15 protein-coding genes are annotated in these 13,813 nt (G+C 32.8%); 10 read left to right on the top strand and 5 right to left on the bottom strand.

Annotated elements, in window-relative coordinates:
- The first annotated feature begins 38 nt into the window (after positions 1-38).
- The 3 genes from AC3WTI_RS04920 to AC3WTI_RS04910 all read left to right on the top strand — a co-directional run bounded on the left by AC3WTI_RS04920 (position 39) and on the right by AC3WTI_RS04910 (position 2,203).
- The gene (locus tag AC3WTI_RS04920) at positions 39-1,244 is read left to right on the top strand and encodes a peptide ABC transporter permease (RefSeq protein WP_097841121.1); all 1,206 of its coding nucleotides are present in this window, start codon (positions 39-41) and stop codon (positions 1,242-1,244) included.
- A gap of 20 nt (positions 1,245-1,264) precedes the next feature.
- Positions 1,265-1,714, top strand: a complete 450-nt coding sequence (locus AC3WTI_RS04915) for a DUF6884 domain-containing protein (RefSeq protein WP_087956095.1) — start codon at positions 1,265-1,267, stop codon at positions 1,712-1,714.
- Positions 1,715-2,002: 288 nt separating this feature from the next.
- Positions 2,003-2,203, top strand: coding sequence for a hypothetical protein (locus tag AC3WTI_RS04910; protein ID WP_142286470.1), 201 nt, complete (start codon positions 2,003-2,005; stop codon positions 2,201-2,203).
- On the opposite strand, the gene AC3WTI_RS04905 is transcribed toward AC3WTI_RS04910, so the two are convergent.
- The 4 genes from AC3WTI_RS04905 to AC3WTI_RS04890 form a co-directional block, all read right to left on the bottom strand.
- Positions 2,200-2,652 (bottom strand): hypothetical protein, encoded by a 453-nt coding sequence (locus tag AC3WTI_RS04905; protein WP_097841120.1) that lies wholly within the window; start codon positions 2,650-2,652, stop codon positions 2,200-2,202. The two genes, AC3WTI_RS04910 and AC3WTI_RS04905, sit on opposite strands and share 4 nt — an antisense overlap.
- A 138-nt stretch (positions 2,653-2,790) precedes the next feature.
- Positions 2,791-3,147 (bottom strand): hypothetical protein, encoded by a 357-nt coding sequence (locus AC3WTI_RS04900; RefSeq protein ID WP_000606238.1) that lies wholly within the window; start codon positions 3,145-3,147, stop codon positions 2,791-2,793.
- A gap of 129 nt (positions 3,148-3,276) precedes the next feature.
- Positions 3,277-3,900 (bottom strand): acetylglutamate kinase, encoded by a 624-nt coding sequence (locus AC3WTI_RS04895; protein ID WP_492304341.1) that lies wholly within the window; start codon positions 3,898-3,900, stop codon positions 3,277-3,279.
- A gap of 657 nt (positions 3,901-4,557) precedes the next feature.
- Complete coding sequence (locus AC3WTI_RS04890; RefSeq protein WP_179861167.1) at positions 4,558-4,719, bottom strand: hypothetical protein; 162 nt, start codon at positions 4,717-4,719, stop codon at positions 4,558-4,560.
- A 229-nt stretch (positions 4,720-4,948) separates the two neighbouring features.
- Here AC3WTI_RS04890 and recQ point away from each other — a divergent pair, with 229 nt between their 5' ends.
- From recQ to AC3WTI_RS04875, 3 genes are all read left to right on the top strand, one after another.
- Positions 4,949-7,066 carry a DNA helicase RecQ gene (gene recQ, locus AC3WTI_RS04885; RefSeq protein ID WP_253621577.1) on the top strand — a complete coding sequence of 706 codons (2,118 nt, stop codon included), beginning with the start codon at positions 4,949-4,951 and terminating at the stop codon, positions 7,064-7,066.
- Positions 7,067-7,242: 176 nt separating this feature from the next.
- On the top strand, positions 7,243-7,626 hold the full coding sequence (locus AC3WTI_RS04880; RefSeq protein ID WP_087956099.1) for a gamma-glutamylcyclotransferase family protein: 384 nt from the start codon (positions 7,243-7,245) through the stop codon (positions 7,624-7,626).
- A 183-nt stretch (positions 7,627-7,809) separates the two neighbouring features.
- Positions 7,810-8,553 (top strand): class I SAM-dependent methyltransferase, encoded by a 744-nt coding sequence (locus tag AC3WTI_RS04875; protein ID WP_087956100.1) that lies wholly within the window; start codon positions 7,810-7,812, stop codon positions 8,551-8,553.
- Positions 8,554-8,572: 19 nt separating this feature from the next.
- Here AC3WTI_RS04875 and AC3WTI_RS04870 read toward each other — a convergent pair whose 3' ends face one another.
- Positions 8,573-9,439: a CPBP family glutamic-type intramembrane protease gene (locus AC3WTI_RS04870; RefSeq protein ID WP_097841118.1), complete on the bottom strand. Its 867-nt coding sequence runs from the start codon at positions 9,437-9,439 to the stop codon at positions 8,573-8,575.
- A 354-nt stretch (positions 9,440-9,793) separates the two neighbouring features.
- On the opposite strand from AC3WTI_RS04870, the gene AC3WTI_RS04865 reads away from it, so the two are divergent.
- From AC3WTI_RS04865 to AC3WTI_RS04850, 4 genes are all read left to right on the top strand, one after another.
- Complete coding sequence (locus AC3WTI_RS04865) at positions 9,794-11,869, top strand: HelD family protein (protein ID WP_097841117.1); 2,076 nt, start codon at positions 9,794-9,796, stop codon at positions 11,867-11,869.
- A gap of 82 nt (positions 11,870-11,951) precedes the next feature.
- Positions 11,952-12,284 carry a DUF952 domain-containing protein gene (locus AC3WTI_RS04860; RefSeq protein WP_087956103.1) on the top strand — a complete coding sequence of 111 codons (333 nt, stop codon included), beginning with the start codon at positions 11,952-11,954 and terminating at the stop codon, positions 12,282-12,284.
- A gap of 169 nt (positions 12,285-12,453) precedes the next feature.
- Positions 12,454-12,801 carry a PadR family transcriptional regulator gene (locus AC3WTI_RS04855; RefSeq protein ID WP_061679735.1) on the top strand — a complete coding sequence of 116 codons (348 nt, stop codon included), beginning with the start codon at positions 12,454-12,456 and terminating at the stop codon, positions 12,799-12,801.
- Positions 12,788-13,789, top strand: coding sequence for an HAAS signaling domain-containing protein (locus AC3WTI_RS04850; RefSeq protein WP_097841116.1), 1,002 nt, complete (start codon positions 12,788-12,790; stop codon positions 13,787-13,789). Before AC3WTI_RS04855 ends, AC3WTI_RS04850 begins: the two co-directional genes overlap by 14 nt.
- The last annotated feature ends 24 nt before the right edge of the window (positions 13,790-13,813 follow it).

Genomic DNA, 13,813 nt, shown 5'->3' with positions numbered 1-13,813 from the left:
ATAGGTGTATGTAGAATGATATAGGGGTGTTACACATAATGAACAATATATTAAATCGAATAAAAAAAGATGTAAATATAGAATTATTGAATACGCTATGGCCGGGTTTTAATAGGGCTGCATTTGCCTTATATGATGATAAGCATGTGTATGTATTTCATCATCCATTATTTTTGAATGCTGATAATGAGTGTACCGTTTTAAAGTGGGATGAACAATTTAAGGCTGATACATTTATCCTATTTAAAGATTATCCGACTGCTATCGTTAACATGAATAGATATAAAGATTATGAAAGTTTATTTGCGGTTTTGGTGCATGAACTTTTTCATTGCTATCAATATTTGAATAAAGAAAGTAGATTTCCAAATGAATCTCTAGGGTTTCAATATCCTATAATAGAAGAAAATATAGAATTGCGAAATAAAGAACGAATTTGTTTATATAATGCTGTGCACTGTAAGTCACAAGCTGAGAAAAATAATTATATTAAGCAATTTATCGAATTAAGAGAGCAAAGAGCCCATTTTATAAAAGAAGAGTTTATAACTTATGAGTGTATGGTTGAAAGTATAGAGGGGCCTGCTTGGTATGTTGAAATGAATGTCCACATTGCGGTATGTATAAATGATGAAAGTGAAACATTACGAAAATATAGCGGACTTATTTTAGATTCATATGATGCTAATTATAACATTAGGAAGAGCTGCTATAGCTCAGGAATGCTTTTATGTTTATTATTAGATGAAATCCATCCTGAATGGAAAACGAACTTCTTTAATAGTGATAAATCGTTATATGCTTTTTTGAAACAAAATATTAATGTTGTTTTAAGTTTAAATAATGAATTTGCAATAAGCAAAGAAACGAAGCAAATCCTTCATTTTGTTCAAAACGAAAGAGACAAGGAATTTAAACAATTTTATAAGGAAAAAGGATATCATTTGTATATTGTAGGGAATATACAATTAAATTCGTTTAATCCGATGAATGTAAAATTAAACAAAAATAAAGCGTTACATAAAACTTTTTTAAGTGTACGTATACATAATAAAACATATATGATAAATCAACCTGTTTTAGCATCGTTTGAGGAAGATTTTAAAAATATGACACAAGTTCATATTATAATGAATGAAAAGCCGATAGAAACCAATAATGGTTGGAACGTAGTGGGTATTGGTGATATAGAAGCTGAGTATGAAGAAGAAAAGAATTCTATATTTTTATATTTAAAAAGTTAGAAGTGAGGTAAGAAATAAAGATGAAAAGGTTATGCATAATTCCATGCGGAAAAAAGAAAATTTGGGATAAGTATCCGGAATACGGACCGATGGAGGCAAAAGATGTATATATTAGCCCGTTCGGAAAAGCATGTCAGGCATATGCAACTATGTTTTTCGAGGATTGGGTTATATTATCGGCGAAGCATGGATTTTTAAGGCCAAATGATATTGTGCTAGAAAACTATGATCTTGCGTTTGATTCAAAGAGTGATGAGATTATTAGTATGGAACAATTAAAACAACAGATGATTGAAAAGGACTTGCTTCCGTTTGATGAAATCGTTTTACTTGCAGGAAAGAAGCACAAGAAAGTAGTGACACAATTATATCCAGAAGAAATCATTACGTATCCGTTAGCTGGGTGTAAAGGGATTGGGTATATGTTGCAGAGGTTAAAAGGGGCTGTAAGGGAAGGGAGGGAGCTATAGCCGAATTTTTGTTTGAGCCTTTCAGTTTTTATATATTGTGTGAGAGAAAAAAGCCCAAATATTGGGCTTTTTTCTTTGTAGTAGTCCCTTTAAATAGATATGGAAGGACTATCAGAAAAGTATAATATTTAAACTGTATTTATAAAAACTAGAATATAGACTAGCAAACAAGCATTTTTATACTTTTAAACATAGAATATGATGAATTCTATTTAGGAGGAGGTATGTTTATGGGGAATCATTGTAATTGCAGGCGTTCATTTTGGGACGATTTAATGTTCGGAAAATGTGGATGTAAATGCAGGAATTGTCACGAATGTCGTTGCAAAGAGAAACCGAAATGCGATTGTGACGAGTGTTGCTGCAAGGAGAAACCGAAGTGCGATTGTGAAAAATGTCATTGTAAAGAGAAACCGAAATGTCATTGTAAACATGAATGGTATTAATAATAAAAAAGAGTACGTTACGTACTCTTTTTTATTATATTAAATTTCATCTTGAACAGATTTTTTTACAATTTCCCACGTATCTTGTTTTTTAATCTGTATAGCTACATTAGTTCCGGTAGACTCCGTATAAAAGATATATCCATTTTTCTCATCCACATATGTCAATGGTGCACCTATGCAATCTCGCGAACAAGAAGTATTAATTAGCTCGATTAATGATAGTTCGCTCGAATCGGTTTTACTTGCATCTATTATAGTATCAAGGTCTGTTTTACGATAACCTTGTAAGTTCACATGAAAATTCTGTTCGATTTCACCTGTAATACTAGTATTCATTACTTCAACAGAATACTTCTTTTCTTGAAGAAACCCATTCTCATAAAGTAATTTTGTATATCCAAGCCATGCGATTAAAACTAGCATGATAAACATACTACATATTTTTAGTGTTCGAAGTCGTTTACTAACAATCGTTTCTGAGTATTTCATTCATTTTAATCCTCCATTGTTTTTAATTTAAAGTATGCCTAAATACATATTTTTAGAAGAAGGATAGAACTTAACGAGCTCTAGATTCAAAAAAGAAAGCATCTAACTTTAGATGCTTTCTTTTTTGCGTATTTTTTACTATCTGTTCGTTACTTGTTTCATAAGTGGTCTAATTTCTTTAACGGGTGGTTTTTTATCATAGGCATCAACGTAAGAGAAATAGTAATTTAAATTTCTGAGAAGACCTTTTCCTATTTTAGCGCTCAAGAACGGAAATACTTGTCCAGTATAATCATCGAGAGATTTACAATAATATTTTTCATCTAGATAAATACTGTATTTACATGTTAGTTCTACTAGTGAGTTTCCTTCATCATCAATTACTTCCTTAGAATCAATAATGTCTATTAATGCGAATTTTTCATTTAGATAAACTTTCTTCTTTTTCTCGTGTTTATTTGTGAGTATAAATACGAGACCAATGGCGTTAATCAAAAAATTTCCTCCTATAAAAAACGGATATTAATAAAATATATCGATATACGTTAAATGTAAAGAGGCGAGATGAAATTTCATTTATAGAAAGTTTAATAAGCCGATTTGTTTTTTCAAATCGGCTTATTATTATTGAAACACTTGCGGGAATTGTTTTACGATTGCGTTTGTTATCATGTCGGACATTTCTAAAGCTGCTTTTTCAATTTTATCGTATAGTTTTACGCTTGCTTCAAAATCTTTATTTAGGAAGGCAAGTGCTTCTGCTTTTGTTAATGCTAAATGTTCATAAAACATTTTTCTAAATTCTTCTTTTTCTATATAGGGGTTGATGTTGGTAATAAATTCCACAATTTCATCACCGTTAGCGTACCATTTTTTCTCTATAGCAGCAGCTGCATTTTGATCACCAGCTTTTGCAGCTTTAACAAGATCCGCAGCAATGACTAAGTGGTCTTTAATTAGTTCACTAAATTTTTTTACAGCATCCTCACCATAGAATGGTTCTAGAGATAGTCCCATATGTGTGGCGTTTTGAAGAAGACGCCCAACTGTCACGTTAACGTCTGGTAAATTAAAGACAATACTTATAATAGCTAATCTCGTCCATGCGACATGTTGTTCCCATAAAGAACGCATATAACCTTTTAAAAAGTTCTCGTTTTTACTAATTCGGTAATTACGTACAGATGTATCAAAGTGTACATGAGAGTTATGATAGGGGGAGTAATACGATTGCCAATAAGTATACATAAACAGTAACACTCCTTTGAACATGTATAACTCAAAGTATGATGGGAATTTATATTTAGTTCCGTGTCCTAGATTAATTTCAGAAATTCATATGGAAAAGATAAATAATTCAATTGTTTTATATATAAATAAAATGAATATAAAGTAAAAGAGGCTCTGCAAGGGAAGTTGCAGAGCCTCAAAAGGGTATTGCCGAGATGTCGGACTCGACTACGTAATATTATCATAAAATTCACTTAAAAAAACCTGGTAAATGTGTCCAAATGAAAGTGGCTCTTTAATAAAGTCAAAGAGATCTGCTTCCCGCGGCAGATCCCATTAACTAGATAATGTTGATGAGCAAAAACTCATCTGGAGTACTTTAATAGTAACAAGTGAAATTTGTTTTGTGTATTGAGAAAAAAAGAATTGGATAATGAAATGTTAAGAATTTATATTTTATCTTTTGTGATTTTCACCATTTGTTGTGAATGGAGTATGGTAATAAAATTGAGAAAAGATTAACAATCTCATCTAAAAGTGTACTGAAATATATAATAATCAAAAAAGACCTGCTTATATAAGCAGATTTTTTCTCATGATGATAATTGTATTTTAGTAAGTCTATAAGGTTTATATTGAGAAAATTTTTGTGAGTGATATATTATGGTACACGAATTAACGTTTAAAAAGTCGAGAAAGAAAATGAAAAAGTTTTCTAGAAGAAAATAATGGCTGGTATTTATAATATGATTCATATTTCCACGCATCATGATTTGAGAATTGGAGTTGATTCGGTACTGTTTTCTGCTTGATGGAACTAATATTCTGCTGTTTCATGTAGTAACCTCCTAAATTCATATGTATAAGATTAGTATTATTCAAGGAAGGTTAATAAAATGTGTATTTATCCTGAAATTTGTTTTAGTGGCTATCAACCTTTAAAACGTAAAGAAGCATAAAATAATGAAAAAGCAAGCTGTTCGTCATGTATTGATTACTTTCAAGTCACATAAGTAATGATATAATAGGGATAGATGAAAGATAAAGAAAAGCAGGTGACTCTTTTTTGTTTACAAAAGCACAAGAACTTTTAGCGTCTTATTTCGGTTATTCGTCATTCCGAAGAGGACAAGATGAAACAATTAAAAATGTATTAGATGGGAAAGATACGGTTTGTATTATGCCTACGGGTGGTGGTAAATCAATTTGTTATCAAATTCCCGCATTAGTATTCGAAGGAACGACGTTAGTCATATCGCCATTAATATCACTTATGAAAGACCAAGTAGATACATTAGTACAAAACGGTATTTCAGCTACTTATATTAATAGTTCTATTTCTACTGCAGAAGCGAATCAACGAATTCAATTAGCGAAACAAGGCCATTATAAGTTACTTTATGTAGCGCCTGAGCGACTTGATTCAATGGAGTTTGTTGACCAACTTATCGATATGAAAATCCCAATGATTGCAATTGATGAGGCACACTGTATTTCGCAGTGGGGACATGATTTCCGTCCAAGTTATTTACATATACATCGCATATTAGATTATCTTCCAGAAAAGCCACTCGTATTAGCATTAACTGCTACGGCAACACCACAAGTTCGTGAAGATATTTGCAACACACTTGGAATTAATCAAGAAAATACGATTATGACAACGTTTGAGCGCGAGAACTTATCATTTTCTGTTATTAAAGGACAAGATCGTCATGCATATTTAGCGGATTATATTCGTCAAAATCAAAAAGAATCTGGGATTATATATGCGGCTACTAGAAAAGTAGTAGATCAATTGTATGAGGATTTAATGAAAGCGGGAGTTTCTGTTTCAAAATATCATGCTGGTATGAGTGATAACGATCGAAATGAGCAGCAAGAACTCTTTTTACGTGATGAAGTGAGTGTAATGGTAGCCACATCTGCATTCGGGATGGGGATTGATAAATCGAATATTCGTTACGTTATCCACTATCAATTGCCAAAAAACATGGAAAGTTATTATCAAGAAGCAGGACGTGCAGGGCGTGACGGATTAGATAGTGCATGTATATTGCTATATTCTTCTCAAGATGTGCAAGTACAGCGCTTTTTAATTGATCAATCGACAGGAGAATCTCGTTTTTCAAATGAACTTGAAAAACTGCAAAATATGACTGACTACTGTCATACAGAACAATGTTTACAATCATTTATTTTGCAATACTTTGGAGAAGAGCCGAAAGAAGATTGTGGCCGCTGCGGTAATTGTACGGACGACCGCGAAAGTATCGATGTGACGAGAGAATCACAAATGGTTCTATCTTGTATGATTAGGACGAACCAACGATTTGGAAAACAAATGATTGCCCAAGTTTTAACTGGTTCGAAAAATAAGAAAGTGATTGAATTTAATTTTCATACTTTACCAACATACGGTTTACTATCAAATCGTAGCGTAAAAGAAGTCAGTGAATTTATTGAGTTTTTAATTTCAGATGAGTTAATCGCAGTTGAACATGGTACGTATCCGACATTAAAAGTAACGGAAAAAGGAAAAGAAGTGTTACTTGGTAAAGTGAATGTTTTACGTAAAGAACGAGTAGAGACGAGACAAATTGTTCAAGATCATCCTTTATTTGAAGTACTTCGCGAAGTACGTAAAGAAATTGCACAAGGAGAGGGTGTGCCTCCATTCGTTATTTTCTCTGACCAAACGTTGAAAGATATGTGTGCAAAAATGCCGCAAAGTGACTCTGAACTTTTAACTGTAAAAGGGATTGGCGAACATAAACTTGTGAAGTATGGTTCTCACTTCTTACAAGCAGTTCAGCACTTTATTGAGGAAAACCCAAACTATGCTGAAACAGTTAAGACAGAAGTGGTGACAGAGCGGAAAAAGGCAGGGAAAGCTTCCGCAAATTCTCATTTAGAAACGTATGAAATGTATAAACAAGGCATTGATTTAAATGAAATTGCGAAAGAACGTGGCTTATCAAGACAGACGATTGAAAATCATTTAATTCGCTCTTTTGAAGATGGAATGGAAGTAGACTGGAATAGTTTTGTTCCTACAGAATATGAATCACTGATTGAAACTGCCGTGCAAAATGCAGAGGGTGGCCTGAAATCAATTAAGGAACAACTTCCAAATGAAGTGAGTTACTTTATGATTCGTGCTTATTTACAAATTAGAAAATAGAGACATATAAAGTGAAACTTTAATCAGTGGGGGGGGCTTCATCCCCCACTGATTATTAGTTGAACCAATCGGACTTTAATGGGCAGCCCGACCCCCACCTCACTTCTTTGCTTTCGCTGCATTTTGAGGTGAGGGTCTTACTGCCTGTTAAAGCGGGATAAAGGGGATAGGGATATATGTATCACGTTTTTGTGTATGGCACGTTAAGAAAAGAGCAAACGAATGCTCATTTTATGCAAGGTGTAATATGCATCGCAGACAAAGCATGGACATATGGGAAATTATTTGATACAAACGAAGGGTATCCGGCGATGATTTGTTCAAATAAGGATAAAGTATATGGAGAAGTTTATGTAGTGAATGATGATGTACTGCAAAAATTAGATGAACTGGAAGAATACACAGGTAATGCAGAGAGTGATTTATATGATCGAATCACCGAAACAATTTATTTAGGTGATAGAGAAATACGTGCATTTGTGTATGTCGCTCAAGATAAAGAGATACTAAAGAAAGTTATCATTTCTGGTGATTGGGTGAAGTATCAACAAGGACAATAAGGGAAGCCGTAGAAGCAGATAGTGGGAACATCCGTTATCTGTTTTTTTATTTTAGCACTTTAAAATTTCTTATTATTTAGATAAAATGAAAATATAGGAAAATCAAAAGGAGGATTTTTCATGGGTATCAGAAATTTAGTTTCTCACCTGTAGTAGAAAAAAATATACAGGAGGAGAATATTAATGAACGAATCAAATGTAAAAGAATTTTATAAAAAACAATTTGAACTACTAAGCTATGATGTAAATAATGAAAATTGGTTACAGGAAGTTGCTAAAGAAGTACAAGAACAAGTTGGGTATACATTTCAGTCGATGTTAGAACTAGGAGCAGGAAATGGTGCATTTGCAAGGGCGATGTCCAAGTTACGTGTAAAGATGACTACTGTTGAACTTGTACCAGAGTTAGTTATGTTTGCAAAAGAGCATTCTACTAATGATATTGCTATTCATTGCGCTGACTTTTATAAAATTAATTTTGAAGAAAAGTTCGATGTCGTTACTTATTTGGACGGATTTGGTGTAGGAACGGATGCAGAACAATTATTTTTATTAAAACGCATCCATAGTTGGTTGAAAGATGATGGGTGTGCACTTATTGATATTTATCAACCTTTATATTGGGAAAAAGCAAATGGACAAGAAATGCCGATATATTCTGCAATGCGAAAATATGAATATGATAGTGAAAATGCTAGAATGCTGGACCATTGGTGGGAAGCGGATTCTTCAAATGATATTGTGACACAGTCTTTACGTTGCTATACTATAGATGAGATGAATCATTTATGTGCAGAGGCTCACTTCAGTATAGTTGGGATTTTCCCAGGAGGGGCGTATGACTTTGAAGAGAAAAAATATAAAGAGCAAGCGTCATTAAATGAATGTTTATCATATCGTATAAAAGTAAAAAAGAGTAAGGATTAATTCCTTACTCTTTTTACTATTATACTGTGAATAATTGACTGTCTTTCGTATTTAATTGTCGTTCTTTTTTAATTCTCAGGGATCTTAGTACGATTCCAATTCCGAGAAATATAATAGTAGCAACAACTCCACTAATAGGGTTTAACCAAAAATCACTGCTGTTAGTAAGTGTAATAATACCTGCTATTGTTACTAAAACGGTAGGAACAGCATCTTCAATTGCATGCATGATTACACATGGCCACACTGATTTTGTAAGTCTATATATTTCGACATACATAATAGACCAACAAACCATAAGTATACAGCCTGATAAAAGCATATTTAATCTTGAAATCGATTCGAAATACTCATTTGGTAAAAAGACTATATAATAAGCAGCATGCCAAAGGGCCCAAATTAAACCAGAAACTAAATAAATTAGCCAATCGTTTAACTTTAATTCAATAAGCTTTGGGGTTAAATAACCGCGCCAAGAGAACTCTTCGAAAATGTTTTTAATAAAATTACTTATTGTAGACATGAGTATGAGTGAGCATAATGAGGACATATCAAAGTTAGATATGTTAACGACTCCGAAAAATAGAGCTAGGCTTATAGTTATTAGTGTAACGAATGGATAAATAAGTATTGCTACGAAATACCATTTAAAGCTTCCTTTTAAATTTGGTTTAATACCAAAATCATGCCAATCTCGGCTAAGGACTCTAAGCAATATGCTGATAAAGAAAGGAAGTATAAGCCATAAGCCCATGCCTAAAGAATTTCCTTCAGGCTGATCTGTTAGAAGAGAATCAAGAAATACACCGATCCAACCACTTGCTAGCCCAATTAATACAAAAATAATTAAATGAAACTTTACATGCTTTCTATTGGTTGTAGTCATTTCGAATACCCCTTTTTTATTTTGATATTTACCTATTGACACTTCTCATTATTTTACAAGTGAATGAAGGAAATCGATAGAAAGGTAGATGAGAGTTTAGTAAGTTAGTGTATAAATCGTTATTATTAATAGAAAGATAGCATTTATACGCATTATTTTATTATATGTAAAGTGATTTAATTTAGATGTTTTATATTCTTATAATGTAAAAATAACGATGAGATTTCAAAATTGGAAAGATGAAAATTGAGTTTTTTCGGAAAATTTAAATTGGAACTATTGACTTTATAAATGGATTTTTAATACAATTGTATTTCGACTGAAAAATTAGAACGGACAGGAGGGAATCATCAAATGAACAACATTTTTGAAGAAGAGTTACAAAGGATGAAAGATACATTACGTACGATGGATGATCAATTAGAACAGCTCGAAAACATTCCGGTTTATTATGGAGATGATTTTAAAGAACAAATTCTAGAAAGTATGAGAGAATCTAATAGGCAAAATTTACGTATCGGTGTACAAGAACCATACTTTGGAAGATTAGATTTTCAAGAGGACGGTAAGGAAGATGTTATGCCGATCTACATCGGCAAAGTAGGTGTTTCACATAAAGACACAATGAAACCAATTGTAATTGATTGGCGGGCACCTGTCGCAAGTATGTTTTATTCATTTACCGGTGGAGAAGAATTAGCATTTTATCAATCGCCAGACGGATTAGTTGAAGGTGATGTGTATTTAAAGCGAAACATCTCTATTCGAAAAAGAGAACTAGAACGTGTTGTTGATACATATGTAAAAGGAAATGAAGATGTCTCGCATGCCGATGATTTTCTTCTATATCGATTAGGTGAGAATAAAGATAATAAACTTAAGGATATTGTTTCGACGATACAATCGGAGCAAAATGATATTATACGTGCGGAAAGAAACTTACCACTACTTATTCAAGGGGTTGCAGGGAGCGGAAAAACAACAATCGCTTTACATCGCCTTGCTTTTTTAATTTATGAATATCGTGAGCAGCTAGAAGCTGAGAGAATGATTGTATTCGCTCCAAATAGTCTGTTTTTAGACTATATTTCGAGTGTACTTCCTGAATTAGGGGTAGGGAATATTAGTCAAACAACATTTCCAGATTGGGCATTACGCACGTTAGATGATTCGGTGAAACTAAAGCAGACAGAAGAAAAGTTGAAAGAAGCATTTTCTATTAATCGTGATGAAGAAAAAATTATGCTCGGAAAATTGAAAGGTACTTTGGAATTTAAGTCCTTAGTTGAAGAGAGAATGGTTCAATTTGAAAAAGAGTTAGTACCAACAAGTGATTTTGAGGCATGGGACAAAGCTATTATTCCAGTAGAAGACATAAAAAAATGGATGCAAGTGGAATATAAACACTATCCATTAAAGAAAAGAAGAGAAAGATTAGTCGGCCGAATGAAGCGCTGGATTGAAATTGAACTAAAAAAGTATGGAGAAACAAACGAGAAGAAATTACTAAAAAAAGAAGCGACAAAGAGATTGAACACTTATATGAAGTTTTGGCCGAAGATGAGCTCACTTTCAATTTATAGTTCAATATTGAAAAGTAAAGAAATACTCGAAGTATTGCCTGAAGAACTTGTGAAAGAAACCGAAAAAAGTTGTCGTAAAAAAGAAGTGTATGTAGAAGATTTACCAGCTTTAATATACATACATCACCGCATAACAGGTATTGAAATTGGACAGAAATTCCATCACGTCGTTATTGATGAAGCGCAAGATTTCTCGCCATTCCAAGTTTATGTATTAAAAGAAATTACACTAGGTAACTCTTTCACTATATTAGGTGATTTATCTCAAGCGATTTATGATTATCAAGGGATTGAAGATTGGGGTGCTTTTAAGGAAGTATTCCAAGAAACAGGTTATTATGAACTGACGAGAAGTTATCGCTCTACAAAAGAAATTATTGAATTTGCGAACGAAATAATTAAAAATGCAGAGATTCCAGTAGGGCTTGCGACACCAGTTTTTCGTAGTGGTGAAGAGGTTAAAGTAATCCAAGCAGAAAATCAATTTAATGAGATTATAAAGACGTTAAAGCATCTACAAAATGATGATGTGAAAACAATTGCGGTAATAGGAAGAACAGACGATGAATGCTGCGATATATATGAGAAATTAACAAATGCAGGACTGGCTGTAAACGTCATAGAAGCAGATCAAAGTAAATATGAAGGTGGTATTTCAGTAGTACCTGTATACTTGGCGAAAGGGCTAGAATTTGATGCGGTTCTACTAATTGACGTTGATGAAGAACATTACAAAAATACAAAACACGATGCGAAGTTATTATACGTTGGATGTACAAGGTCGCTTCATGATTTATGGATTTTCCATAGCGGAGAAGCATCGCCTTTAATTAAAAGATTAAAATAAATAGTAAAAACAAGAGGCTTTTCTAAAAACAATAGGAAGAACCTCTTGTTTTTCTATATAAAGACATGGAGAGAAAATAACTATGATTACAAAGGTAATAACAAAAAGAAATTGGGAAATGGCAAAGATAAATGGAGAAATTAATGAAGCCTCATTAAAAGAAGAGGGATTTATTCATTGTTCGTTTTTTGAACAAGCTTTAAAAGTCGCTGAAAAACATTTTAGTCATGAAGAAGATGTTTTATTACTTACAATTGATCCAATTCTGTTAAAAGCAGACATAAAATATGAACTTGCTTCTAACGGTCAAGAATATCCGCATGTATATGGAGTAATTCATATTGAATCAGTTGTCAGTGTTACCCCATTTATTAAAGAAAATGGAGAGTTTATATTACAAGAGGTACAAAATTAATCTTATTATAAGCATTTAAATAGCTAGAAAAGCACAAATTATATAGTTTGTGCTTTTTTATTATCTATTTTTTGGTAATTAATTATTGTTTTTATCACATTAATACTGTACGATACATAGTATAAAACATATACTGTATGACATATAGTAATGGAAATGAGGTGAGTGAATGGATGCTTTATTAAATTCGTTAATTACTGAACTAAGAAGAGGTACATTAACATTAGCGGTTTTAAGTCAGTTAAGAACACCGCAGTATGGGTATTCACTTGTCCAATTATTAGAACAATCAGGGATTACAATTGATCAAAGTACGTTATATCCACTACTTCGCCGATTAGAAAAGCAGGAGCTAGTGACGAGTAGTTGGGATAAAACGGAGAGTAGACCTCGTAAGTATTACGTTTTAAGTGAATATGGATTAGAGATATTTCTGCAGCTGAAGAAAGAATGGATAAAGGATTCGAAAGAGCTATATAACCTATTAAAGGAGGAGGACAAAAATGAATTTGATTGATATTTATGTAGAAGAAGTAGCGAAGAGATTACCTGAAAAAAATCGTGACGATATTATTCTTGAACTACGGTCAACAATCGAGGATATGTTACCTGATAATTATAATGAAGATGATGAAAAAAGAGTTCTTGAAAAATTGGGGAGTCCAGTTTCATTGGCAAATGGGTACTTAGATAGGCCGATGCATTTAATTGGACCACGTTATTTTGATGTATATACGACGTTATTAAAAATGATTATACCGATTGCAGCTGTTATCGCACTCATTACAATGGTTGCAGAAAATTTTGTAGGATATGATGGTGAGCAAGCGATATTAAATGTTATTTTAAATGTGATAGGTAAAGGAATTGGTGAAATTATCGAAGTAGGCCTCCATGTATTTTTCTGGTTAACACTTGTATTTGCAATTTTAGAAAGAACAGATAAAGACAAAGGTACTCAACCGTTGACGACAAGTTTAAAAAAATGGACGCCTGATGATTTGAAAAATACTTCGTATGTTCCAAAGAAAAAGTCGATTTCAAAGTTCGAAGTATTTGGCGGGTTAATGTGGACGGCAATATGGGCAACACTTTATTTTTATGCGAACCATCTTGTAGGTGTATATCATGGTACAGAAAGCGGATTGAAGTTTGTCGCGCCAACTTTTAATCAAGATGAGTTACTTCAGTATTGGCCAATCGTTGTAATTATGATTGTGTTTGAAATAGGTGTATCTCTTTATAAGTTAGTACAAGGACAATGGACGAAAAAGCTGGCAATTGGGAATGCTATTCTTCAAATAGTTGGAACAATAGTATTCATTGTAATTGTAGTAAATCCGCATTTATTTAATGAAGGATTTATTACGTATGTGGCAAATGTGTTTACTACTTCTCCAGAAGAAGTTAAAAAGTGGTTAATTGGTGGAGGTATTATCATTTACATTTTGTCTGCTGCGTTAAATATATTTGATGGTTTCCGAAAAGCTCGTATTCGTAAATAGGAGTGAAATTAGAGGAAAGGAAGA

The organism is Bacillus sp. EB106-02-03-XG38, assembly GCF_058792175.1.
Note: the sequence above shows the minus strand (reverse complement) of the source record. Positions and strands in the feature narration are given on the sequence as shown.